Origin of the sequence: Streptomyces sp. SID5464, from assembly GCF_009862985.1 — a bacterium.
Lineage (GTDB): Bacteria > Actinomycetota > Actinomycetes > Streptomycetales > Streptomycetaceae > Streptomyces > Streptomyces chartreusis_D.
The window spans coordinates 18,131-43,649 of sequence record NZ_WWIQ01000008.1; the positions used below are offsets into that span (position 1 = coordinate 18,131).

Consider the following 25,519-nt stretch of genomic DNA (forward strand, 5'->3'; position numbering starts at 1 on the left):
TCTCAGGGCATGGAGTCCACCGCCGATCTCAGTGCCTCGGTGAAGGACCTCGCCCACGCCTCGACCGTCTCCCGGGTGAACAGGTCCGTCGAGTACTCGAAGGTGACCATGATGGTGTCGGCCTCCGGGGCGATCACCGCGTAGAGCTCGTTGCGGGCCACGCCCTGGATCGGGAGGGCGTGGACGGTGGTGGAGACCTCCTGGAGGTTCAGGGTCGGGGGGTCTGTGGTGATCACGGTGAACAGGACCGTGGGGAACAGGGCGTCCTTCAGCTCGGGCGAGACGAGGGACACCACGTCCGTCAGGGGCAGTTCCTGGTGGTCGAGGGCCGTGAAGAGGGTGGTGCTCAGCCGGGACACCAGGTCGGGGAAGGTCTCCGCTGCGGACAGCCGGGCCCGTAGGAGTACCGCGTCGCCCAGGAGGCCCACGATCTCCGAGCGGTCGCGTCGGACGCGGTTAGCGCTGGAGGCCGCCAGGACGATGTCGTGCTGTGTGCCGCACAGGTCGGCCAGCCAGGTGGCGAACGTGGCCGCCAGGACCGTGTAGGGCGTGGTGCCCAGGCGGGTGGCCGCGTCGGTCAGGCGGGCGGGCGTGTCGTCGGTGAGGGTCCAGGTGTGCAGGGCGCCGCGGCCGGAGAGCTTGCCCGGGTGCGGGTGGTCGTAGGGGAGGGGCGGGCGTAGGGGAGTGCCTTCCAGTTCTGTGCGCCAGAAGCGTTCCAGGGCCTTCCTCCGGTCGTCCGCAAGGGCGTGTTCCGAGCGGGCGAAGTCCGTGAACTGGGCGACATCGACCGGTAGTTGTGGGGCAGTTCCGGATCGTCGCGCGTTGTACAGCTCCTGGAGGTCGCGCCTGATGATGCTCAGGGACCAGCCGTCGCACACCGCGTGGTGGAAGACCGTCACCATGACCCAGTGGTCCTCGGCGAGGCGGGCCAGGCGGAAGCGGAAGAGCGGGGTCTGGTCCAGCCGGAACGGGGCGGCGACCTGCTCGCGGCACCAGCGGTCCAGGCGCTCCGCATCCCCGGCGTGGGCGCGGAGGTCGGTGATCGGCAGCGTCACGGGGACCTGGGCCAGGATGTCGACCTCGTACTGTCCGTCCTCTCGGCGGACCGGCCTGCTGCGGAGCGCGTGGTGGCGTGCCACCAGGTCCTTCAGGGCCTGGTGCAGGACCTCGGGGTCCAGGTCGCCGCGCAGGTCCGTGCGGTGGGCGATGTTGTAGACGCTCGGGTCGGGGAGTGCGTGGTGGCGGCGCCACAGGCGGCGCAGGGTCGAGGGCATCGGCGCGGTGTCCACGACACGGTGACGCGTCGCGATGCCCCGGATCGTCGGATCCAGGAAGAAGTCGGCCATCGTGAGGTCGATGTCCGCCTCCTCCCGCATCCGGTTCAGCAGCCGGATCGCGCTCAGGGAGTGGCCGCCGAGTTCGAAGAACGACGCCGTGACCGGGATCGGCCGGGCGTCCAGCTCCTCGCCCCACACGTCGTGCAGCGTCTTCTCCAGGGCCGTCGCCGGCCCGGTCCGCGACGGCTCGGCGTACTCGTCCCCCGGATCCGGCAGGGCCGTGCGGTCCAGCTTGCCGGAGGCGTTCACCGGGAGGCGGTCGAGGACCACCCAGCGGCGGGGCACCAGGTGGTCCGGCAGTTCGGCCACCAGTGCGGTGCGCAAGGAATGCCAGGAGACCGTCGGTTCGGTGGGCACCACGTACGCGACCAGCACCATGTCACCGTGGCGGTCGGGGCGTGGCAGGACCGCGGCGTCCCGGACCCCGGGAAGTGCCGTCAACGCCGACTGGACCTCGCCCGGTTCGACGCGGTAGCCGCGGATCTTGACCTGGTCGTCCGCCCGGCCCCGGTACTCCAGCGTGCCGTCCGTGCGCAGGCGGCCCAGGTCGCCCGTGCGGTACAGCACCCCGCCCGCACCGTCGTCGAGGAACGCGGCGGCGGTCTCGGCGGGGCGGTTGTGGTAGCCGAGCGCGACCGGCGTGCCGCTCACGTGGATCTCGCCGACTGCGCCGACCGGGACCTGCCGGCCCGAGTCGTCCAGCAGCAGGACGCGCGCCCCCGGCACCGGCGTGCCGATCGGGGGCCACTCCTCGCCGGCCGGGTCGACGCGGTGCGACGTGACGATGATCGACGTTTCGGTCGGGCCGTACTGGTTGTGGAGCACGCAGTCCGGGTGCGTGGAGAGGAAGCGGCGGAAGGCGGGCGTGAGCTGGAGTGCCTCGCCCGCCGAGAACAGCTCGCGCAGGGAGGGCAGGCGGGGGGCGGTCTCCATCAGGTACTTCAGGGGGGTGCAGGGCATGAACATGCGCTGTACCCCGTGGTGGCGTACCGCCCGCGCCAGCGCCTCGGGGTCGTGCCGTACGGCGTCGTCGACGAGGACGAGAGCGGCTCCCGAGGCCAGCGTCGTGAAGATCTCCTGCACGCTGACGTCGAACGCCGCTGACGTCCATTGGAGGGTGCGCAGCGCGGGGTGGCGGCGCAGGTGGCCATGGATCAGGTTCACCGGTCCGCGGTGGGGGACGACGACGCCCTTCGGGCGGCCCGTCGAGCCTGAGGTGTGGATGCAGTACGCCGGGTCCTGCGGGCCCGCTCCGTCCGGGAGGGGCGTGGACGGCAGTGTGCCGTCCACCTCGTCCATCCGCAGGACGGGCGGGTCCGGCGCCAGGTCCGGGTGCTCGGCGAGCGCGGTGCCGGAGGTGAGCAGGAGTACGGGTGTGCCGTCGGTGAGCAGCAGCGACAGGCGCGGGGTGGGGAGGGACGGGTCGAGGGGGAGGTAGGCCGCCCCGCTCTTGAGCACCGCGAGCAGGGCTGTGATCAGGTGCGGGCCGCGGGGCAGGAGTACGGCGACCCGTTCTCCGCGTGCCGCGCCCCTGGTGCGCAGCTGCCGGGCGAGGCGGTTGGCCGCCGCGTCCAGGTCCGCGTAGGAGACCTGTTGTTCCCCGCTGATCAGCGCTGTGGCGTCCGGGGTGCGGTGGGCCTGCCGCTCGAACAGGCCGTGCAGGGTGGCAAGCGCTGCTTCCCCTTCCGGACCGGGGCGTTCCGGACGGGCCAGGGCCGTGCGGTCCGCGGCCGTGAGGGCGGTCAGCTCCGCGAGTGGCGCGGCCGGTGTGTCCAGGGCGCGGCGCAGGAACTGTTCGACGTAGTCCACGAAGCGGCGCACCGTGGCCTCGTCGAAGAGGGCCGTGTCGTACTCGACCATGAAGCGGACGCCGCCCGCGTGGTGGGTGAGGTAGACGCTGAGATCGAACGGGGCGCGGGCGCTCGGGACGTCGAGCAGGGTGGCCGTCAGGCGGGGCGGGTCGAAGAGGGCCTCGCCCTCGTTCTCGTACTCCACCATCACCTGGAACAGCGGATTGCGGCCCGGGTCGCGACGCGGGTTGAGCGCCCCGACCAGCTCGTCGAAGGGGACTCCGCGGTGTTCGTACGCCGACGTGCTGCTCTCGCGGACCCGGTGCAGCAGCGTCGGGAAGTCCGGGTCGCCGGTCAGGTCCAGGCGCAGCGGCACGGTGTCGAGGAACAGGCCCACGTGGTCTTCCGCGCCCGCGGGGCGGGCCGCCACCGCGGTGCCGATCACCACGTCCCGCTGCCCGCTGAAACGGCCCAGGACCGCGCCGATCGCGCTGGTCAGTGTCATGAAGAGGGTGGCGCGGTGCCCGGCCGCGAACCTCCGTAACCCCTCCGTCAGTTCCGCGTCGAGGGCGTGCGTGAGGCTCGCGCCCGCTCCCGTCCTGACCGGTGGGCGGGGGCGGTCGGTGGGCAGGGTCAGCTCCGGCGCGTCGCCGAGGTGCCGCCGCCAGAAGTCCAGGGAGCGGGCGGTGTCCGGTGGGGCCGGGGCCGGCGGTTCGGGCAGGGGCGGCGGTTCGGCGGCGGCGTCGCCACGCTGCCGGGCGCGGTAGTACGCGGCGAGGTCCCGGGCCAGCACGGCCGTGGAGGAGGAGTCGAAGACGATGTGGTGGGCCAGGAGGAACAACAGGTGCCGGTCCTCCGCCAGACGCAGGAGCCGGGCGGAGACCAGGGGGCCGGTGGACAGGTCGAGTCCGTGGCTGCCGGCGGCGGCCAGTGCCGCCCGCAGCGCCTCCTCCTCGGTCGAGCCCGTGTGGTCCTCCACCGGGCAGTCCAGCGGCATACGGTCGCGGATCTCCCGGTAGGGGACACCGGCCGTGTCACCGAAGACCGTGCGCAGCGCCGGGTGCCGGTCCGTGACGCGGTGCAGCGCCCATCGCAACGCCGCGACGTCCAGGGGGCCGTCCAGGCGGATCGCCTTGGGCTCGTGGTACATGGCGGCGCCCGGGTGCAGCTGTTCCAGGAACCAGATGCGGCGCTGGGCGGGGGTCAGCGGCCGTCGGCGCGGCTCGGGCACCGCCTGCGGCGCGGTTCCGGGAGTCGTCCGGCGGACCCGGTCCAGTACCGGCAGCGCCGCCAGCACCTTCTCCTTCGGTACGCCGAAGTCCACGAAGCAGGCGATCTCGTCCGCTCCGGCCTCCCGCAGCCGCCGTACGGTCTCCGTGGCCGTGTGCTCGTCGCCGATCAGGGCGCGGGAGGCGCAGTAGCGCTCGTAGGCGCGACCGAGCAGGAACTCCACGTCCTCCTCGGGGGTGTTCTCCAGGTCCACCTGGAAGCCGAGGCTGTTGGTGACCTGGTCGAAGAGGGAGAGCGAGGAGCGCAGGTACGACAGGAAAGGACGGTAGGCCTCGGCCCGCGCCCGCTCCGCGTCGTCCTCCAGGTAGGTGTGCACGAGCACCACGACCCGCCCGGCCGCCGGGTCGAGACCGTGCTCGGCACGGCAGCGCCGGTACAGCGCGATGTTCTCGGCCAGTTGCTCCACCGTCTGCGTCATCAGATTGGTGACCACGCCGAGGCCCTCGGCGGCCGCCCGGCGGTAGCTGTCCGGGTTCCCCACGACGGCCACGTACATCGGCGGCCGTTCCTGTACGGGGCGGGGGTGCAGGCGGATCTCGACGGGGGTGCCGTCGCCCGCCGTCGTCGGCACCGCCCGGCCCGACCAGAGGTCCCGTACGGTCGCCAGATGCTCGTACATCACCTCCCGGTGCCGGCCGAAGTGCTGCGGCGCGAGCGCGAAGTCGGTGGCGTGCCAGCCGCTCGCGAAACACAGGCCCGTCCGGCCGCCGGAGATGTTGTCGACCACGGACCACTCCTCCGCGACCCGGGCGGGATGGTGCAGCGGCAGCACCACGGAACCGGCGTGCAGCCGGATCCGGCTGGTGCGGGCGGCGAGGGCAGCGGCCAGTACCGAAGGGTTGGGGAAGAGCGCGCCGAAGGAGTTGAAGTGCCGCTCGGGGAACCACAGGGCGTGGAAACCGTGCTGGTCGGCGAAGTCCGCGGCGGCCATGATCAGGCCGTATTTGTCGTGGTCGGCGTCCTCGGGGTAGTCGCCGAAGAAGTAGAGGCTGAAGTCGCCGCTTGCGGCGGGCGCGGCGGAGGGGCTGGTGCTGGGGCTGAGGCCGGGTGCCGGTGCGGGGGTGGGGTGCACGGCGGGTGGCGCGGGTGGCGCGGGTGGCGCGGTCGCGAGTACGTCCAACTGACGGGAAATCATGTCGCCCACGCGGTCGACGAGTTGCTCCGCCAGCCGCAGCTGCTGACCGAACAGGGCGTGCAGCCCTTCCGGTGACTCCGACGGAGCAGTGGGCGCCGCCGGCTGCTCGACCGCCGGCTGCTCGACCACTGGTTCCTGGACCACCGGCGCCTCTCCCCCCAGGTGCGCGATCCGTTCGGCCAGCCTGCGCGGTGTGTCGGCCGAGTCGAACACCTCACGGACCGGGACACGGACGCCGTACCGCTGCTCCAGCTCCGTCGTCATGCTCATCAGGGAGAGCGAGTCGGCGCCCAGTTCGAAGAACGAGCTGTCCGGTGCGACGTCGGCGGTGGGGCGGCCGAGCTTGTCCGCCGCCAGTTCCCTGATCACGCGCAGGACGTCGTCGTCCGAGCCGGCCTTCCCGGGTGCCGGCGCCGACGCTTCCGCGCGGTACGGCACCGCACGCCGCCGCAGCGGATGCCCGGGGAGCGGCACCCGGCCCCCGTCACCGGTCAGCGCCTGCCAGTCCAGGTCCGCGCCCCTGCCGTACAGCGAGCCGAGCGCGGTCAGGAAGCCGTGTGCCTGCTCGGCCGCCCCGTCCCCTTCGCCCTGCCCGCCCACCCAGCGGCTGTCGGGTACGCAGTGCCTGCCGAGGCCGGTGAGGGTCCGCCCGGCCCCGATCTCCACGAAGTCCCGGCAGCCCTGCCCGGCGGCCCTGTCCATGGCGAGGTCGAAGCGGACCGGCTGCCGGGCCTGACGGCAGAGGTACTCCGCGTCGGCCGTCCAGCCCGCCCGGCGCAGCTCACCGTCGGCCGTGCTCACCAGCGGGGTGCGCAGCGGACGGTACGTCACGCCGCCCGCGCGGGTCCGGAACTCGTCCAGGGCGCTGTCGATCCCGGCGGAGTGGAACGCCCGGTCGACCGGCAGCGCACGCCACCGCAGGCCCTCCTGGTCGAGCAGCCCCGCCGCCTCCTTCAGGGCCTGCGGCGGACCCGACAGCACCTGGGCGTGGGGGCCGTTGAACGCGCCGAGCTCCGCACCGGCGGCCAGCGCGATGCGCCGCGCGGTGGCCCGGTCGGCCCGGACGGCGAGCATGCCCCCGGCCGGGCAGCGGGTCTGCATCAGCCGCCCGCGCCAGGAGGTGAGCCGCAGCCCGTCCTCCAGCGTCAGGGCACCGGCCGTGTACAGGGCGGCGTACTCGCCGACGCTGTGCCCGAGCAGGAGCCCGGGGCGTATCCCGGCCGCCCGCCAGGCGTCCGCCAGTGCCGCCTGGTGGGCGAAGAGAGCGGCCTGCGCGGTCTCGGTGGGCCAGATCTCGTCGTCCGCGGGGCTGCCGGTGGGAGCGGGGGCGGTCAGCAGCCGCGCGAGCAGGCTGCCGCCGAACTCCGCGGCGTAGACCTCCTCGCACCGGTCGAGCGTGGCACGCGCGGCCGGGTGCGCGCCGTACAGGCCGTTCGCCATGCCGCGACGTGCGCTGCCCTGGCCCGCGAACGCGAAGGCGACCGGGCCGAGCGGGGAGGACGTCAGGGGGCGTTGTTCCCCCAGCGCGTGGGCGAGTTCGGCCGCCGTGCGCCCGGCCACGGCGGTGCGTGCCGCGCGGTGCGGCCTGCCGAGGGCCAGGGTGGCTGCCACGTCGGCGGCCGGGAGGCCGGGCCGGGCCAGCAGCCGGTCGCGAAGCGCGGCCGTGAGCTCCTCCAGGGCCTCGGGGTCGCGGGCCGACACGGGGACGAGGACGGGCAGTCCGGGGGCGGGGCGAGGGCGTGCGGGCGGGGCCTCCTCCAGCACCACATGGGCGTTGGTGCCGCCGACACCGAGCGCGCTGACCCCGGCCCGGCGGGGCACGCCGTCCGGCACCTGCCACGGCCGTAGTTCCGTGGCGAGCGTCAATAGGCCGTCCGACAGGGGAAGTTCGGGGTTCGGGTGGGTCAGGTGCGGGGTCGGCACCAGGGTGCGGTCGCGCAGCATGAGGACCGTCTTGATGAGCCCGGCCATTCCGGCGCAGCTGTCGAGATGCCCGATGTTCGGCTTCACCGAGCCGACCACGCAGGGGCCAAAGCGAGCGGAACCTCCCGGCTCCTCGACCAGCGCCCGCCGTAACGCCGTCAGCTCCACCGGGTCACCGAGCCGCGTTCCCGTGCCGTGCGCCTCCACGTACGAGATCGTCTCCGCGGGCACCTCCGCCCGGCGCAGCGCCTGGCGCACGACCTCGGCCTGCCCCTCGACACCGGGCGCGCTGAAGCCGACCTTGGCGGCGCCGTCGTTGTTGACCGCCGAGCCCAGGATCACCGCGTGCACGGTGTCGCCGTCGGCCAGCGCCCGGTCGAGGCGCTTGAGCAGGACGGCGGCCACGCCGTTGCCGCCGACGGTGCCGTCGGCCGCCGCGTCGAAGGCGCGGCAGCGTCCGGTGGGGGACAGGATCGACCCAGGGTGGCTGTGATAGCCGGTCTCCTGGGGCAGGTGCACGGCCGCGGCGCCCGCCAGGGCGAGGTCCGCCTCCCCGGTGAGCAGCGCCTGGACCGCGAGGTGCACCGCGACCAGGGACGTGGAGCAGGCCGTCTGCACGCCGATCGCCGGGCCGGTGAGGCCGAGCCGGTAGGCGACGCGGGTGGCGAGGAAGTCCGGCTCCTGACCGATGGCCGACTGCATGCCGGCGGCCGGGTCCGCCGGGTCGTACGGTGAGCCGGTCGCGGGCTGCTGCTGGTGGTCGTAGAGGTTCATGCCCGACCCGGCGAACACCCCCACCCGGACGCCGGGCGCGGTCGCCGCGTGGCCGCCGTCCTCCAGGGCCTGGTGGCAGCACTCCAGGAACAGCCGGTGCGCGGGATGCGTCAGTCCGGCCTCCTTGGGACTCATCCCGAAGAAGTCCGCGTCGAACTCCTCCACGCCGTCGAGGACTCCGGCGGCGGGCACCAGCCCGGGCGCGCGGCGCTGCTCCGGCGACAGGCCCGCCGCCGCGAGCTCCTGCTCACCGAAGACCCGGACGCTGTCGACGCCGCCTTGCAGATTGGCCCAGAACTCCTCGACCGAGTGCGCGCCGGGGAAGCGCAGCGACAGTCCGATGACGGCGACGCGGCGGTCGGGGGAGTCCACGAGGGCGGTGTTCTCCTCGGCCATGACCGCCCCGGCCGAGGCCGCCGGGCCGCTCGCGAGATGGGCCGCGAGTGCCGTGACCGTCGGGTGCTCGAAGAAGGCGGTCTGGGCGATCGGCGTCCCGAGGCGTTCCGCCAGCCGGTTCCGCAGGCGCACCAGCAGGACGGACGTCAGGCCGAGTTCGTAGAACGGCACGTCCGCGTCGGCCGGCCGGCCCAGCACGGCGCTCAGTTCCTCCCGGACGGCCCGGGTCACGGCGTCCGCGTCCGCCCGGGCGGCCGGGGCCGTGGCCGGGGCGGCGCCGCAGGCACCGGCGATCAGGCGGCCCTGGAGTTCGGCGCGGCGCACCTTGCCCGCCGGCGTCCGCGGGAACTCGTCCGCCGGGACGGGCAGGACGTACGCGGCGGTGAGCCGGAGACGGGTGAACAGCGCCGCCTTCACCTCCGCGGCGATCCGCGGGTCCTCGGCCGGGCCGCGGCTGACGAAGAACACGGCGAGTTCCTCCGTGCCCCGCTCCGGGTGCGGGATGCCGCAGGCGGCGACCTCGCCCTGCCGGACGCCCTCGACGGCGGTGGCGGTCTCCTCCACCTCGTGGCAGTACACGTTGTGGCCGTTGAGGATGATCAGATCCTTGCGGCGGCCCGTGATGACGACCTGGCCGTCGTCGAGGAAGGCGAGGTCGCCGGTGTCGAGCCAGTCGCGTCCGGCGGGGTAGGCCGCGGCGTCCGCCTCGGGGTTGTTCACGTAGCCGGGGGTGAGCCGCGCGGCCGAGTGGACCTGGAGCCGGCCGATGCGGCCCGGCGGGGCGAGCTCGCCGCGGTCGTCGACGATGCGCAGGGTGACGCCGTGCGCGGGCGAGCCGGAGGCGACGAAGGTGACGCACTCGGCGTCCGGGGTGTCCTCGCCGGCCCGGACCAGGTCGCCGCCGAGGCTGTTCTTGAGCAGGCGGTGCACGGTGCCCGGCCGGTCCAGCCGGCCGTAGGTGACGGCCGTGACCGTCTCGGCCATGCCCCACACCGGGGCGATGTGCTCCTCGCGCACGCCGTACGGGGCCGTCGCGTCGAGGAAGCGGCGCAGCACCGGCAGCACGACCCGTTCGCCCCCGCACACCAGGGACTTGAGGCCGCCCAGGTCCCAGTGGCCGTCGGGCCGCTCGGCGAGCGCGTCCGCGACCAGCCGGTAGGCGAAGGTCGGTGCCCAGCTGTGCCGCGCCCGGTGTTCGTGGAGGAGGTCGAGCCAGCGCAGCGGGTCGGCGAGCACCCGGTCGGTGGGCGCGTGGACGTTGGTGCAGCCGGTGAAGACCGCGAGCAGGTGGTAGAGCAGGAAGGCGCCGCTGTGGTCGACGGGCAGCCAGTTCACCATCGTGTCGTCCGGGCGCACGTCAAGGATGCGCCGGCTGCTCGCCGCGAAGTCCGCGAGCCCGGCGTGCGTCAGCCGGGCGGCCTTGGGCACGCCGGTGCTGCCGGAGGACAGCATCAGCAGGGCCGTGTCGGACGGATCCGGTTCGACGAGGCCGTCGGGGCCGTCCGCGGGCGGCGCGGCGAGACACTCTCGCGCCAGGGCGACCCGAGGGGCGGGCGTGGCGTGGGCGAGCGCCGCCGCGCCGGGCTCGTCGGTCAGGACCAGCGGCCCGTCGAGCAACGCGCAGGCCTGCCGTAAGCGTTCGAAGGCCGGGGAGCCCGGCGCGGGGTGCTCGGCGATGGCCACGGGTAAGGCCCCGCCGAGCACACAGGCCCAGAAGGCGGGGAAGAACTCGGCCAGCGGCAGCCCGCACAGCACCACCGTGTCCCCGCGCCGCAGTCCGTGCGCCCGCAGGCCGGTGAGCACACGGCGTGCCGCGTCCAGCAGTTCGGGATACGACCGTGAGCTCGTCGTGCCGTCGGCTGCGACGGTGACGACGGCTCCGCCGGGTGCGGACCGGGCGGCGCCCAGCAGCGCCCGCACGGCGTCGACCGGATCGCCCTGCGTGCGTTCGGGTTCAGGGCCCCGGCAACTGGCTTGCCCCCGTAGACGTTCCATGCTCGTCCTCTCCCTCTCCTTCGCCGGCCGGCGAATGCTGTGAGCGGTCCTCGCCGGTGGGCGAGTGGTTCTTCGCGGTGGATCGGTGGTGGAACAGCAGCAGAAGCAGCGCCCCGCACACCGCCGCCCCGTGGAAGACGCCCACCACGGCCAGGGCGGGCAGAACCTCCAGGGCGGCCGCCGCGGCCATCGTGCCCAGGGCGAATCCGGACTGCTCGGCGGTGGCGGACAGGCCGAACAGGCGGGCGCGCTGCCGGTCGGGGGCCGCCTGGAGGCGCGACGTGTAGACGATCTCGGTCCAGCCGTCCGCGAACCCCGCCGCCACGGCCGCCGCCGTCAGGGCCGGGGCGGGCAGCCCGGTGAACGCCGCCACGAAGCAGAACGACATCGCGCAGGTGCCCACCGCGAACGCCCGCTCGCCCCAGGACGTCCCCTGCGACCGGCGCTTGAGGACCTGGTGGGCGAGCAGGGTGCCCACGGCCCACGCCGACCAGAACCGGGTCATGAACACCGCCGGGTCGGACGGCTCGGCCGCGTGCGCCGCCAGCGGCAGCGCGACGTTGTGCGACGCGGACGCCAGGGCGTCGAGACCCCGCAGCGCGATCATGCCGAGCAAGGCTCCCGCGAGGCCCGCCACACGACCCGGGCCCGCGACCCTGCCGAGGCCCGCCCCCCGGCGCCGCAGCCACCCGCCACGGGCCCCCGGGGATCCGGTGCCGCCCTGCTCCGGGGGCGCCTCGGGCGCGTCGTCCACCGGCCCGTCGTCCGTGCGCGGCCGGAGCACCAGCACGGCCGCGGCCGACACCGCGAAGCTCGCCCCGTTGAGGGCGAACGCGACACCGAAACCGCCGAGGGCGATGACCGGCGCGGCCGACGCGAACCCCAGCACCGTGGCCACGGAACGGGCGGTCACCAGCACGCCGTTCGCCCGGGCGCGGCTGTCCTGCCCGACCAAGACCGGCACCGCGCTGCGCAGGGCGACGTTGAAGAACGTGTTGCCCGCGCCCAGCACGACCACCGCCCCGAGCAGTACCCACAGCGGCGTGTCCGGGGCGCCCAGCGCGAGCACGACCATGGCGAGGGTCTGCGCCAGGTCCGTCCCCACCATGACGGTCCGGCGCGTGACCCTGGATGCCAGCGCCCCGGCGGCGAGACCCGCCGTGACGCCGGAGAGCAGCCGTACGGCCATCACCGCGCCCACCCCCAGGGCCGTACCGGTGATCTCGTACGAGAACAGGCTGAGCGCGATCAGGTTGAGGTAGGTCCCGTAGGCCGACACGGCGTGTGCGGCCACCAGGAACCGGAACCCTCGGTCCACCCCCGTCACCAAACTCCTCACACCTGGTCGGGCCGGGGTTCGGCCGCTCGGCGTCTCCGTCGCAGAGTAACCTGACGTGGTCAGGTCATGGGGGCGTTCGGATCATCGCGGTGCCGAGGAGAGCGACCGCTCCCTCACCCGCTCCAGATGCCGCCCGAACACCTCCCGCGCCTCAGGCGTCAGCGTCCGCAGCGCCATCAGCGCGGTGATGACGACGTCGCACAGCTCCGCCTGCACGTCGTCCCAAGTGTGCGTCACGCCCTTGCGCGGGTTCTGGCCGGTCGCGCCGATGACCGCCTCGGAGACCTCGCCGACCTCCTCGGACAGTTTCAGGATGCGCAGCAGCACGCCCTCGCGGCCCTCGACCGGGCGGTGGGTGTCGAGCCACTCGGACAGGGTGTCGATGGTGGCCCACAGGTCGGGCACGGGCGGCGTGTGATCACTCATGGGCGGCAGCCTGCCACGGGGGTCTGACAGCGAGGCGCCCCCGACGGCTACTCCATGTACTCCTCTTCGAACAGCGGGTCCTGCTCGCCTTCCTTCGCCTTCCGCAGCCGCCGGTTGCGCGCCCCCACGATCAGCGTCGTCCCCGCCGCCGTCGCCGCGAAGGCCGCCGGGATCATCCAGCTCCGGTTCACGGCGTGCCCGAGCACGTGGTCCAGGGAGAGCCGCCCGGGGCCGGTGACGGCCAGGCCCGCGGCGGTGAGGCCCAGTGCCGCCGCGTACTCGTAGCCGCCGCCCTGGTTGAAGAAGCCGTTCGGCGTGTGCACCGCCGCCGCGCCCGCCATCGCTCCGGCCGCCGCGGCACCGGCCGCCGGTGTGGCCAGGCCCAGGGCCAGCAGGGTGCCGCCGCCGGTCTCCGCGAGGCCCGCCGCGGTCGCGCTCGCCTTGCCGGGGACGTAGCCGACGGACTCCATGAACTGGCCGGTGCCCTCGATGCCGCCTCCGCCGAACCAGCCGAACAGCTTCTGCGTGCCGTGCGCGGCCAGTACACCGCCCGTCCCCAGCCGGAGCAGCAGCAGGCCCAGATCACGTCGGTCGTAGCGCTTCACGTCGTCTCCCGGAGCAGACAGCAGGAACCTCAAGAACCCTCCCCGTCGCGTTTCCACCGTCGCACTCCTGACACCCCGCGGACCCGACCGGGACGCCGTTCGGGTGGCACGGGTGGCGTGGTCCGCCGGCCGGTACGAGGCTGACTGGCATGACGATTCAGACCACGCGTCTCAGCGATCCGGCCGTCCGCGCCTTCGTGGCCGCCGTGAACAACCACGACCGCGAGGCCTTCATGGCACTCCTCGCGCCGGGCGCGACCATGGCGGACGACGGCTCCGACCGCGACCTCGCCGACTGGGTCGACCGGGAGATCTTCTCCTCCCACGGTCACCTGGAGGTCGACAACGAGTCCAACGGCGGTCGCGCCCTCATCGCCCGCTACAGCAACGACACCTGGGGCGAGATGCGCACCCGGTGGAGCTTCACCGTGGACGACGACGGCAAAATCTCCCGCTTCGAGACCGGCCAGGCCTGAAAAACCCGACCTCGCCGGGGGCTTGTGCTGGAGTGCACTCCAACTCCTAGCCTCCCGGGCATGGAAACCACACGGCCGCTCGGACGCAGCGGCATCGAGGTGAGCGCCCTCGGCTTCGGCTGCTGGGCGATCGGCGGCGAATGGCAGCGGCCCGACGGGCAGCCGCTCGGCTGGGGCAAGGTCGACGACGAGGAGTCGGTACGGGCGGTGCGGCGCGCCCTCGACCTGGGTGTCACCTTCTTCGACACCGCCGACACCTACGGCGCCGGACACAGCGAACGCGTGCTCGGCCGGGCCCTCGGCAAGCGCCGGGCCGATGTCGTCGTCGCCACCAAGTGGGGCAACGTGTTCGACGAGGACACCCGGACCCTCACCGGCAGCGACGCCTCCCCGGCCCATCTGCGCCGCGCCCTGACCGCGTCCCTGGACCGGCTCGGCACCGACTACATCGATCTCTACCAGTTCCATATCTCCGACGCGGACACCGAACAGGCCGCCCTGCTCCGGGACGCGTGCGAGGAGCTGGTCCACGAGGGGCTGATACGGGCCTACGCGTGGAGCACCGACGACCCCGACCGCGCCGCCGTGTTCGCCGAGGGGCCGCACTGCGCCGCCGTCCAGCACACCCTCAACGTTCTCCAGGACGCGCCCGCGATGATCCGGCTGTGCGAGGAGGCGGACCTCGCGAGCATCAACCGCAGCCCGCTCGCCATGGGGCTGCTCGCCGGGAAGCGCCGGGACGGGCAGCCGCTGGAGGCCGGTGACATCCGCAGCAGGCCCCCGGCCTGGCTCCAGGGTTTCGGTGACGGATCCGGCGCCGACCCGGAGTGGCTCGCCCGCGTCGACGCCCTCAGGGACGTCCTCACCAGCGAGGGCCGCACGCTCGGCCAGGGCGCCCTGGCCTGGTTGTGGGCACGCAGCCCGCGCACGATTCCCATCCCGGGCTTCCGTTCGGTCGCCCAGGCGGAGGAGAACGCGGGAGCGCTGCAGAAGGGGGCACTGACCGGCGAGCAGCTGGCCGAGGTCGACCGGCTGCTCGGGCGGTGAGCATTGCGGGACCTTGGGCGAGTCTTTGAACGTTCCGTGCACGCCCAGGCGGTTCCGCTTCGTAACGTCGCGGGATGTGTGACTCCGCCCGGCTGTCCAGACGTTCCGTGCTCGCCCTGGCCGTGGCCGCCCCGGTGGCCGCCGCGGCACCGGCCCGGGCCTCCGGGCCCGTGCTCGGCGGTGACCGCCTCGGCAGCGACGCGGTGCAGGTGGGCAGCACCACCGGACTGCCCGGGAGGCTCACCGCCCGGTCCTGGCTGGTCGCCGATCACGACAGCGGCGATGTGCTGGCCGCCTACCGGGCGCACCGGCGGCTGCCACCCGCGTCCACGCTGAAGATGCTGTTCGCCGACACGGTGCTCGACCGGTTCCCGCCCGGCGACCGGCACACCGTCACCGCCGCCGACCTCGCCGGCATCCCCGCGGGCTCCAGTCTCGTCGGCATCCAGCCCGGGACGACGTACACCGTCGGCCAGCTCTGGCAGGGCGTCTTCCTGCGCTCGGGGAACGACGCCGTGCACGTCCTCGCGCACATGAACGGCGGTGTGGCGAAGACCGTCGCCGAGATGCGGGCCAAGGCGCGGGAACTCCAGGCCCTGGACACGCACGTGGTCAGCCCGGACGGTTACGACCACCCGGGGCAGCTGTCCTCGGCGTACGACCTGACGCTCTTCGCCCGGCACGGGCTGCGCGACCCCGGCTTCCGCGCCTACTGCCGTACGAGAACGGCCGACTTCCCGGCCGGGGGCGGGAAGACGTTCCAGATCCAGAACACCGACCGGCTGTTGAGCGGGGCATGGCGCCTGCGGGCGTATCCGGGGCTGATCGGTGTGAAGAACGGCTACACGACCCATGCCGGCAACACCTTCACCGGCGCCGCCACGCGTGCCGGGCGCACCCTGCTCGTCACCGTCATGCACCCCGCCGACAAAGCCGACGCCGTCTACGAGGAGGCCGCCGCCCTGCTCGACTGGGGTTTCGCGCACGGTGCGTCGGCACGGGCGGTGGGCACGCTGGTCGAGCCGGTGAGCGCGGGGCAGGGAGCGGAGCCGGCGCCCAGGCGCGGGATCGCCGTCGGCGGCACCGTCGTGCGCGGACCCTCGGCGGGGCGGCTGGTGGAGGGCGCCGGTACCGCGCTCGCGCTGCTGGCGGGCGGGGCGTGGGCGCTGCGCCGGCGCGGGACGCGCGGGTCCGCGAGGGGACGGCACCGCCAATGACGTCCACCGGCCGTACGGCATCCGGCGCTTGACGTGTGCGGCAGTCGTTCCACGCGCACCGGTGCGCACCCCGCGGTCCCACGCGGGGTCCACCCCCACCCGGTGCCGTGGAACGACTGCCGCCTCCCCCCCCCTGAAGGTGGCCGACGGAAGCTGTCTGCTCCAACTGTGAAGCTTTCGTGTAGGAGATTTGAGCATAAGCATCCGACCGGCCGCAATGGTGCGGACGTTCCTATTCCGTTTGTGCAAGTTGACGAGTTGACGAGTGCCCGCCCCCGGGTCAGCCGCGCCCGACGTACGGCATCGCCGTGGCCAGTACGGTCGCGAACTGCACATTCGCCTCCAGCGGCAGCTCCGCCATGTGCCGCACCGTGCGGGCCACGTCGGCGACGTCCATCACCGGTTCCGGGGCGACCGAGCCGTTCGCCTGCAGCGCTCCCGTCTGCATACGGGCCGTCATGTCCGTCGCCGCGTTGCCGATGTCGATCTGCCCGACGGCGATGCCGTACGGCCGCCCGTCCAGCGACAGCGACTTGGTCAGACCGGTCAGCGCGTGCTTGGTCGCGGTGTAGGCCACCGAGTGCGGACGCGGCGTGTGCGCGGAGATCGAACCGTTGTTGATGATCCGCCCGCCCTGCGGCTGCTGCTCCTTCATCCGCCGGTACGCCGCCTGCGCGCACAGGAACGCCCCGTTGAGGTTCGTGTCCACCACGTGCCGCCACGCGTCGTAGGACAGTTCCTCGACCGGTACGCCGCCCGGCCCGAAGGTGCCCGCGTTGTTGAACAGCAGGTCCACCCGCCCGAAGCGCTCGACGGTGGCGGTGAACAGGGCGGTCACGTCCTCGGGCCGTGAGACGTCCGTCCGTACGGCGAGCGCGGCGCCCTCGGGCACCAGGGCCGCCGTCTCCTCCAAGGTCTCGACGCGCCGCCCCGCCAGCGCCACCGACCAGCCGGCCCGGAGCAGTTCCACGGCCACCGCGCGGCCGATACCGGAGCCCGCCCCGGTCACCACCGCGATACCAGTTCGCTTCGCATCCATGGGCCCGCAGCGTACGGGAGGCCCCGCCGTGCGGAACTCATCCGTCCGTCACGCGAGTGCTGTGTACGTGTCAATCAGGTGTCGTCCCCGGCCACTCCAATGCCCCCTGCAGCCATTCGTCAGGGGAGGACCGGATGACACCCGCAGCACACCCGTCCCAGCACGCCCCCGAACTCCGCGCGGCCGCCCGGCACATCGCCCGCCGCCGCTTCCTCACCGCGACCGGCGCCGCCGCCGCGCTCGCCTTCGCGACCAACCTGCCCTCCGCCGGAGTCGCGGCCGCCGCCGAACTCGACGCCGCGCGGATCACCGAGAACCCGTTCACGCTGGGCGTCGCCTCCGGCGACCCCCTGCCGGGTTCGGTCATCCTGTGGACCCGCCTCGCGCCCGCCCCGTTCCAGGCCGACAGCGGACTGCCCGCCGAGCGCGTCACCGTCCACTGGGAGCTGGCCCACGACGAGCGGTTCCGCCGCATCGCCCGGCGCGGCACCGCCACCGCGCACCCCGAGTTCCACCACGCCGTCCACGTCGAGGTGACCCACCTCGACGCCGGCCGCGTCTACTACTACCGCTTCCGCGTGGGCCGCTGGGTCAGCCCGGCCGGCCGCACCCGCTCAGCCCCGGACCCCGGCAGCCGCGTCCGGGAACTCACCCTCGCCGCCGTCTCCTGCCAGGCCTACCACGACGGCTACTACACGCCGTACGCCCATCTCGCCGCCGACGACGTCGACCTCGTCTTCCACCTCGGCGACTACCTCTACGAGTACGCCGTCAACTCCGTCGGCGGCCAGCGCAACCACACCGACCGCACACTGCCCGACCTCTTCGACCGCGAGACGCTGACCCTGGAGGACTACCGACTGCGGTACGCCCTCTACAAGTCCGACCCCGACCTGAGCGCCGCACACGCCGCGCACCCCTTCGTCGTCACCTGGGACGACCACGAGACCGAGAACAACTACGCCGACGACATCCCCGAGAACAGCGTCCCGCCGGAGGAGTTCCTGCTGCGCCGCGCCTCCGCCTACCGCGCCTACTGGGAGAACCAGCCGCTGCGCCGGCCGCAGCGCCCGGCCGGACCGGACATGCGGCTCTACCGCCGCCTGCACTGGGGCCGGCTCGCCCAGTTCGACGTCCTGGACACCCGCCAGTACCGCTCCGACCAGGCCTACGGCGACCGGGCACACGTCCCCGGGCCCGAGTCCGACGACCCGGCACGCACCATGACCGGGGCGACGCAGGAGCGGTGGCTGCTCGACGGCTGGCGCTCCTCGCGCGCCTTGTGGAACGTCGTACCGCAGCAGGTCATGTTCGCCCGGCGGCACATGGACGCGACCACCCCCTCGCGGGTGTCGATGGACGCCTGGGACGGCTACAGCGCCTCACGCCGGCGCGTCCTCGACGGGGCGAAGGCCGCCGGCGTGGAGAACCTGATGGTGCTCAGCGGCGACGTGCACTCGGCGTACGCCTTCGACATCAAGGACGACTTCGACGACCAGTCCTCGGCCACCCTGGGCACCGAGATCGTGGCGACCTCCGTCTCCAGCGGCAGGGACGGCGCCGACAAGCCCGCCACCTGGGACACCTACATGTCCGCCAACCCGCACCTGAAGTTCTTCAACGGGCGGCGCGGCTACGTCACGGTCGCCCTGGGGCAGGAGTCGGCGCGGGCCGACTTCAAGACCGTGCCGTACGTGACCAGGCAGGGGGCGCCGGTCGCGACGGCCGCGTCCTTCGTGACGGAGGTGGGGGAGCAGGGGCTCAAGCCGGCGTGAGCTCGGCCGTGAGGTCCTCGTCCGGGGTCTCGCCCGGGTAGCGGACGCCGACGCGGTCCCGGATGGCGTCGAGCGTCCGCATCACGGCGAGCGTGCCGTCGAGCGGGACGAGCGGGGACTCCGTCTCACCGGCGCGCAGGGCGCGCATCACCTCGGCCGCCTCGTGACGGAGGCTGTTGCGGGGCCCGTCCGCCGGGTCGGCCGTGAACTCCTCGGGGTCGCGGCCGTCCCGGTGCAGCACGAAGCGGTCCGGGAAGAAGAAGCCGTGCGGGATGTCGATACGGCCCTGGGAGCCGGTGACCGAGGCGGAGGTCGCCGTGCCGCCCACGATGGAGCAGTGCACCGAGCCGAGAGCGCCGCTCTCCCAGGAGAGCACTGCCCCCGTCTGGAGATCGACGCCCTCCTCGGAGAGCACCGCCCTCGCCGCGACGTCCGACGGCTCCCCGAGCAGCAGCTGCGCGAACGACACCGGATACACGCCGAGATCGAGCAGCGCGCCCCCGCCCAGCTCCGGGTTCCGCAGCCGGTGCGAGGGCGGGAACGGACCGGCCAGCCCGAAGTCGGCCTGGACGCTGCGCACTTCACCGATCGCCCCGTCGTCGACCAGCGACTTCAGCCGCCGCACCAGCGGATTGCAGTACATCCACATCGCCTCCATCAGGAAGCGCCCGTGCTCCCGCGCCAGCGCGACGAGTTCCGCCGCCTCGCGCACGTTCAGCGTGAACGGCTTCTCGCACAGCACGTTCCGCCCGGCCGCCAGACACAGACCGGCGGCGGTCCGGTGCGCCGTGTGCGGGGTGGCGACGTAGACGACATCGATGTCCTCGTCCCGGGCCAGCGCGTCCCAGTCGCCGTACGCCCGGGGGATCCCGAACCGCTCCGCGAACGTCCGCGCGGACGCCTCCGACCGGGACGCCACCGCCACGACCTCCGCGTCCGGCAGGTCGATCAGGTCCGCCGTGAACGCGCCCGCGATCCCCCCGGTCGCCAGGATCCCCCACCGCACCGTGTCCGCCGTCATTCCCGCCCCGCCTCCACCTCGTGACCCCGAGCAGTCCGTACGAGCTGAGAGCATAGGTGGCGATCGACTCGAAAAGGGAGGGACTCATGCCCGAGGGTGGGGCGTCCATATCGAACACCGCGCAGGGGGCCGCAGCCGGGACGGAGCGGCCCGACCTCACACCGCACCGCCGCACCGGGCTCCTGGTCACCTTCCTCCTCGGCAGCCTGACCGCCGTACCTCCGCTGGCGATGGACATGTACCTCCCGTCGCTGCCGGAGGTCACCCGCTCCCTGCACGCCCCCGCCGCGACCGTCCAGCTCACCCTCACCGCCTGCCTGGCCGGCATGGCGCTCGGCCAGCTCGTCGTCGGTCCGATGAGCGACCGCTGGGGACGCCGCCGCCCACTGCTCGCCGGACTCGGCGTCTTCGTCGTGGCCACCGTCCTGTGCGCCCTCGCGCCCACCGTCGAACTCCTCGTCACCTTCCGGCTGGCGCAGGGCCTCGCGGGCGCCGCCGCGATCGTCATCGCCCGGGCCGTCGTCCGCGACCTCTACGACGGCATGGCCATGGCCCGCTTCTTCTCCACCCTCATGCTGATCTCCGGGGTCGCCCCGATCGTGGCGCCGCTCATCGGCGGGCAGGTGCTGCGCGTGACGGACTGGCGGGGCGTGTTCGTCGTCCTCACGGTCATCGGCATCCTGATCGGGGCCCTGGTCTGGACGAGGCTGCCCGAGACCCTGCCGCCCGCTCAGCGCCACAGCGGCGGCGTCGGCGAGGCCCTGCGCGCGATGCGCGGCCTGCTCGCCGACCGCTCCTTCGCCGGCTACACCCTCACCGGCGGCTTCGCCTTCGCCGCGCTGTTCGCCTACATCTCGGCGTCCCCGTTCGTCATCCAGGAGATCTACGGCGCATCCCCGCAGACGTTCAGCCTGCTGTTCGGCGTCAACTCCGTCGGGCTGGTCCTCGTCGGCCAGATCAACGGCAAGGTCCTCGTCGGCCGGGTCAGCCTGGACCGCGTCCTGGGGATCGGCCTGACCATCGTCATCACCGCCGCGACCGCGCTGCTGCTGATGTCCCTGGGCGTGTTCGGCGAGGTCGGTCTCGCGCCCGTCGCCGTCGCGCTGTTCGTCCTGATGTCCGCGATGGGCATCACCCTGCCCAACACCCAGGCCCTCGCCCTGATGCGCACCAAGCACGCCGCCGGCTCAGCGTCCGCCCTGCTCGGCACCTCGTCGTTCCTCATCGGCGCGGTCGCCTCCCCGCTCGTCGGCGTCGCCGGGGAGGACACGGCCGTCCCGATGGCCGTCGTCCAACTGGCCGCCGCCCTGGTGGCACTGGCCTGTTTCGTGGGAATGTGCCGACCCTGGAAGACGGACGCGAAGACGGACGGGCACACGGACGCGAAGACGGACGGAATCACGGACGGCAGGGGCGCGAGCGTGGAGGGAGCAGGGAGCTGAGCGCACCACGACTGCGCGACGGCACGCCGGAACGGGCCGGTCTCGACCCCGGGGAACTGCGCCACCTGGTCCGGGAGGTCCACGTCCTCACCACCGGGCAGCGCCCCTGGGCGCCGGGCGCGGTCCTCGTCGTCGGACGCGGCCCCGTGATCGCGGTCGAGGAGGCGGCGGGCTGGGCCGTACGCTACTCGGCCTACGACGAGGACACCGACACCGGCGTGGAACTGCCCGCCGAGGACCGGGTCCCGATGACCGTCGGCACCCCCTTCGACCTCGCGTCCCTGACCAAGTTGTTCACAGCCGTGGCCGCCGTGCAGCAGATCGAGCGCGGCACGCTCGGCATCGACGCGAAGGTCGGGGCATATCTGCCCGACTTCACGGCGGCCGCCCGGCACCACATCACCGTACGGCAGCTGCTCACCCACACCTCCGGGCTGCGGCCCGAACTCCCGCTGTACGACTGCGCCGACGACGCCGGGCGGCTGGCCGCGCTGCGGACGGAGGCGCCGGTCGGGGCACCGGGCACGTACCGCTACTCCGACCTGAACATGCTGCTCCTCCAGCACCTCCTGGAACGCATCACCGGCCGCACGCTCGACGTGCTCTTCCGCGACGGCATCACGCGGCCGCTGGGCATGACGGCGACGGAGTTCGGGCCGTGCCCCGGGGCGGCGGCGACGGAGGACCAGCGGCGGCCGTGGGCCAAGGCGGACCGGGGGATGCTGCGGGGCGACGTGCACGACGAGAACGCCTGGGCGCTGGGCGGCGTGGCGGGCCACGCGGGCCTGTTCTCCACCGGCCGCGACCTCGCGGTGTTCTGCCGCACCCTCCTCGCCGGCGGCTCCTACGGCCCCGCCCGCATCCTCGGCCCCGACTTCGTCGACCTCCTCTTCACGCCACCCGGCCTGGGCTTCTTGCTCGACCAGCCGTGGTTCATGGGCGATCTGGCGGGGCGCGGCGCGGCGGGCCACACGGGCTTCACGGGCACGTCCCTCGTCCTGGACCGGGCGACGGACACGTTCCTCATCCTCCTCACGAACGCGGTCCATCCCCGTCGCCGCCGCCCGGACAGCGCCCCGAGGGCGGCGGCGGGGTCGCGGGTGGCCCGGGCGGTTCGGGGGATGTGACCCGCTGCCGCCTGCGCGAGGCGCCGGCGGCATCGGCGTCACGACACGGTCAGGTAGATCTTGCGCACGGTTTCGATGGTCTTCCAGACACCGACGAAGCCAGGCTTCATGACAAAGCTGTCGCCTGCCTTGTAGACCACCGGCTCGCCACCTTCCGGCGTGATTTCGACGACGCCGGAAAGGATGTGGCAGAACTCGAAGATCTCGCCCTTGATCGAGCGCGTCTCGCCGGGCGTGGCTTCCCAGACACCCGTATTGATCGTTTCCCCACGGGCGGTGTCCTGTGCCCAGGTCTTGAACGTCGGGTCGCCGGAGATCAGGCGTTCCGGCAGCGGGCCGGACTCGCGGGGGGCGAACGAGGGATCGGTGTCGATGGTCTTCAGGAGCGACATGCTTTTCCTCTGCTGGTGTCGGGAACGACGCACATCGGGAGCGGACACCGTCGACTATCTCCGACGCCCCGCACGGAGCCCACGCGTGAGCTGTCCGTTGCGGGCGCGATGTTCGGACGTTGTGTCAAGCGAGGGGCTGGAAGGCGGCACCCACGGCTCCGGTCGGCCCGGGGAGTGCTGAAACTCGGGCGTCCTGGCGCAGGGCAACCTTTTGCGGGGGCTGTGACCACAAGGGAGTGGATCCGGCCAGTTCCGGTGCCGGAATCCGCCTTCGCTCGTGAACGGCTCGCAAGGAGAACGCCTCCCCATGAACAACCCCACGAACGGCGGACGCCGCGGGCGTCACCGCCGCCGCTGGACCGCCACCGGTCTGCTGCTCGGCGTGCCCGCCGTCCTCGTGCCGTATCTCCTGTACGCACAGGAGGACTCGCAGGCCGCGACGGTCGACGGCGATGCCTACTACCGGCTGGTTTCCGTGCGCAGCGGCAAGGTGATGGACGTCAACGCCTTCTCCACCGCCGACGGCACCCGTATCCAGCAGTGGACCGACCAGAGCACCGCCAACCAGCAGTGGAGGCTGAAACCCGCCGGGGACGGCTACTACGAGCTGGTGAACCGCAACAGCGGCAAAGTGCTGGGCATAGCGGGCAACTCGACCGCCCAGGGCGCCGCCGCCGAGCAGCAGACCGACAGCTCCTCCCCTTCCCAGGAATGGCGGATCAACGAGGTGAGCGGTTCCGGCGCCGTCACCTTCACCTCCCGCAGGAGCGGCCAGGTCCTGGATGTCTCCTCAGGCTCCACGGCCGAGGGGGCGGCAGTCGTCCAGTATCCCGACCGGGGCGGCACCAACCAGCAGTGGAAGCTGGTCAAGACGGCCGAGCCCCGCACGGCCGGGGCGGGCACTGCGCGGCCCACGGCCGCGGCCGGACCGTATGTGTGGAAGAACGCCCAGGTGGTGGGCGGCGGTTACGTCACCGGGCTGGTGTTCAACCCGCGGGAGAAGGGCCTGCTGTACGCGCGCACCGACATGGGCGGCGCCTACCGCTGGGACACCGGGGCCGAGCAGTGGATCCCGCTGACCGACTGGATCGGCGAGAAGGACTGGAACCTGCTGGGCATCGACTCGGTGGCCACCGACCCGGTCGACCCCAAGCGGCTCTACCTCATGGCGGGCACCTACACCAACGAGTGGGCGGGCAACGGCGCGATCCTGCGCTCCACGGACCGGGGCCGCACCTTCAAGCGCACCGATCTGCCGTTCAAGGTGGGCGGCAACGAGGACGGCCGCGGGGCGGGCGAACGGCTCGCGATCGACCCCGCGGACCCCGGCACCCTGCTGCTGGGCACCCGCAAGAACGGCCTGTGGCGCAGCACCGACCACGGCGTGACATGGAGGCAGGTCTCCTCGTTCCCCGTCAAGAACGGGGCGAGCAGCGGCGGGGGCGTCTCCTTCGTGACGTACGGCCCGGCCGGGAGCAAGACGATCTACGTCGGCGTCAACGACAAGTCCACCTCCCTCTACCGCTCCACCGACGGCGGCAGCACCTGGCAGGCCGTCTCCGGGCAGCCCACCGGCGAGATGCCGCAGCACGGCGTCCTCTCCGGTGACGGCTCGCTCTACCTGACGTACACCAACGCCCTCGGACCCAACGGCGTGACGGGGGGCTCGGTGTGGAAGTACACGCCGGCCCGCGGGACGTGGAAGAACATCTCCCCGTCCAGGGGCGACTACGGGTTCTCCGGTCTGGCCGTCGACCCCCGCAAGCCCTCCACGGTGATGGTCACCACCCTCGGCCGCTGGTGGCCCCAGGACGAGATCTACCGCAGCACCGACGGCGGCACGACCTGGAAGGCACTGGCCGACAAGTCGGTGCGCAACGCCTCCGCCGCTCCTTACGTCGGCACCCATACCGGGCACTGGATGACCGCCCTGGCCATCGACCCCTTCGACTCCGGGCACGTGCTGTACGGCACCGGCAACGGCATCCTGCGCAGCAAGGACGCGGGCGCCTCCGACAGCGGCGGTACCAGCCACTGGAGCATGGGCGCCCGAGGGCTGGAGGAGACCGCGCTGTTGGACGCGATCGCCCCGCCCGGCGGCGCCGCGGTCATCACCGCCATGGGCGACCAGGGCGGCTTCCGGCACGACGACCTGACCAAGGTGCCCTCCGGGCGGCTGAAGAACCCGATGATGACCAACAGCACCGACATCGACTTCGCCCAGTCCAAGCCCTCGATGATGGTCCGCGTCGGCCGGGGCGGCGCGCAGGACGGCGCCTACTCCACCGACGGCGGCCGCAGCTGGAACGGCTTCGAGGCAGAGCCGGTGGCCAGCGCCCAGGACGGCCGTGTCGCGCTCGCGGCGGACGGCTCCACCATCGTCTGGACGCAGGCCGGTCAGGCCCCGTACCGCTCGACCGACAAGGGGGCGAGCTGGTCGCGGGTCGGCGGCCTGGGCAACGACGCCGTGGTCGTCGCCGACCGCTCCTCGGCCAGGACCTTCTACTCCCTGTCCGGCGGCACGCTCTACGCCAGCACCGACGGCGGCGCGACCTTCACCGCCCGCGCCGGCAACCTGCCCGACGGCCGGCTCACGGCCGTCCCCGGCATCGCCGGGGACCTGTGGATCGCCGGCAGTGGCAAGGGACTGCTGCACTCCACCGACGGCGGCCGGACCTTCACCACGCTCAGGTCGGTGCAGTCCGCCTCCGCCCTCGGCTTCGGCAAGGCCAAGCCGGGCACCGGCTACCAGGCCCTGTACCTGATCGGCACCGTCAAGAACGTCACCGGAGTCTTCCGCTCCACCGACAAGGGCGCCACCTGGCTCCGCGTCAACGACGACGCCCACCAGTGGGGCGCCATCGGCGGCGTCGGTGTCATCACCGGCGACCCGGACAGCTACGGCCGCGTCTATGTCGGCACCAACGGACGCGGCCTGCAGTACGGCGACCCGTCCTGACGCCCGACCCGTCC

At 73.1% G+C, this 25,519-nt stretch carries 14 protein-coding genes; 7 read left to right on the plus strand and 7 right to left on the minus strand.

The features are described from left to right. Positions 1 to 2: 2 nt before the first annotated feature. The 4 genes from GTY47_RS07730 to GTY47_RS07745 all read right to left on the minus strand — a co-directional run bounded on the left by GTY47_RS07730 (position 3) and on the right by GTY47_RS07745 (position 13,010). Positions 3 to 10,640: a hybrid non-ribosomal peptide synthetase/type I polyketide synthase gene (locus GTY47_RS07730; protein ID WP_029180965.1), complete on the minus strand. Its 10,638-nt coding sequence runs from the start codon at positions 10,638 to 10,640 to the stop codon at positions 3 to 5. After that, positions 10,600 to 11,967 carry an MFS transporter gene (locus GTY47_RS07735; RefSeq protein WP_107500550.1) on the minus strand — a complete coding sequence of 456 codons (1,368 nt, stop codon included), beginning with the start codon at positions 11,965 to 11,967 and terminating at the stop codon, positions 10,600 to 10,602. The genes GTY47_RS07730 and GTY47_RS07735 overlap by 41 nt, the downstream gene beginning before the upstream one ends. Before the next feature lie 93 nt (positions 11,968 to 12,060). After that, positions 12,061 to 12,405 carry a MazG-like family protein gene (locus GTY47_RS07740; RefSeq protein ID WP_010036885.1) on the minus strand — a complete coding sequence of 115 codons (345 nt, stop codon included), beginning with the start codon at positions 12,403 to 12,405 and terminating at the stop codon, positions 12,061 to 12,063. 47 nt (positions 12,406 to 12,452) lie between these two features. After that, positions 12,453 to 13,010, minus strand: coding sequence for a DoxX family membrane protein (locus tag GTY47_RS07745; RefSeq protein WP_010036887.1), 558 nt, complete (start codon positions 13,008 to 13,010; stop codon positions 12,453 to 12,455). A 149-nt stretch (positions 13,011 to 13,159) separates the two neighbouring features. Here GTY47_RS07745 and GTY47_RS07750 point away from each other — a divergent pair, with 149 nt between their 5' ends. The 3 genes from GTY47_RS07750 to GTY47_RS07760 all read left to right on the plus strand — a co-directional run bounded on the left by GTY47_RS07750 (position 13,160) and on the right by GTY47_RS07760 (position 15,750). Continuing rightward, entirely contained in the window at positions 13,160 to 13,486 is a 327-nt protein-coding gene (locus GTY47_RS07750; protein ID WP_010036891.1) for a hypothetical protein, read from the plus strand. A 60-nt stretch (positions 13,487 to 13,546) separates the two neighbouring features. After that, the gene (locus tag GTY47_RS07755; RefSeq protein ID WP_010036893.1) at positions 13,547 to 14,533 is read left to right on the plus strand and encodes an aldo/keto reductase; all 987 of its coding nucleotides are present in this window, start codon (positions 13,547 to 13,549) and stop codon (positions 14,531 to 14,533) included. A gap of 74 nt (positions 14,534 to 14,607) precedes the next feature. Next, on the plus strand, positions 14,608 to 15,750 hold the full coding sequence (locus GTY47_RS07760) for a serine hydrolase (protein WP_010036895.1): 1,143 nt from the start codon (positions 14,608 to 14,610) through the stop codon (positions 15,748 to 15,750). A gap of 280 nt (positions 15,751 to 16,030) precedes the next feature. Here the strand turns inward: GTY47_RS07760 and GTY47_RS07765 are convergent, their stop codons facing one another. Beyond that, on the minus strand, positions 16,031 to 16,789 hold the full coding sequence (locus tag GTY47_RS07765) for an SDR family oxidoreductase (RefSeq protein ID WP_029180966.1): 759 nt from the start codon (positions 16,787 to 16,789) through the stop codon (positions 16,031 to 16,033). A 134-nt stretch (positions 16,790 to 16,923) separates the two neighbouring features. On the opposite strand from GTY47_RS07765, the gene GTY47_RS07770 reads away from it, so the two are divergent. Continuing rightward, complete coding sequence (locus GTY47_RS07770) at positions 16,924 to 18,564, plus strand: alkaline phosphatase D family protein (protein WP_010036902.1); 1,641 nt, start codon at positions 16,924 to 16,926, stop codon at positions 18,562 to 18,564. Here GTY47_RS07770 and GTY47_RS07775 read toward each other — a convergent pair. Continuing rightward, positions 18,551 to 19,585: a Gfo/Idh/MocA family oxidoreductase gene (locus GTY47_RS07775; protein ID WP_010036904.1), complete on the minus strand. Its 1,035-nt coding sequence runs from the start codon at positions 19,583 to 19,585 to the stop codon at positions 18,551 to 18,553. The two genes, GTY47_RS07770 and GTY47_RS07775, sit on opposite strands and share 14 nt — an antisense overlap. Positions 19,586 to 19,671: 86 nt before the next feature. Here GTY47_RS07775 and GTY47_RS07780 point away from each other — a divergent pair, with 86 nt between their 5' ends. Together GTY47_RS07780 and GTY47_RS07785 are read left to right on the plus strand one after the other, a co-directional pair. Continuing rightward, a complete protein-coding gene (locus GTY47_RS07780; RefSeq protein ID WP_010036906.1) occupies positions 19,672 to 21,027 on the plus strand; it encodes a multidrug effflux MFS transporter in 1,356 nt (451 codons plus the stop codon). Between the two features lie 11 nt (positions 21,028 to 21,038). Beyond that, a complete protein-coding gene (locus GTY47_RS07785; protein ID WP_050810203.1) occupies positions 21,039 to 22,154 on the plus strand; it encodes a serine hydrolase domain-containing protein in 1,116 nt (371 codons plus the stop codon). A 38-nt stretch (positions 22,155 to 22,192) separates the two neighbouring features. On the opposite strand, the gene GTY47_RS07790 is transcribed toward GTY47_RS07785, so the two are convergent. Further along, the gene (locus GTY47_RS07790; protein WP_010036910.1) at positions 22,193 to 22,546 is read right to left on the minus strand and encodes a cupin domain-containing protein; all 354 of its coding nucleotides are present in this window, start codon (positions 22,544 to 22,546) and stop codon (positions 22,193 to 22,195) included. A 307-nt stretch (positions 22,547 to 22,853) separates the two neighbouring features. Between GTY47_RS07790 and GTY47_RS07795 the strand changes: the two genes are divergently transcribed. After that, positions 22,854 to 25,505, plus strand: coding sequence for an RICIN domain-containing protein (locus GTY47_RS07795; protein ID WP_010036912.1), 2,652 nt, complete (start codon positions 22,854 to 22,856; stop codon positions 25,503 to 25,505). Positions 25,506 to 25,519 lie beyond the last annotated feature (14 nt).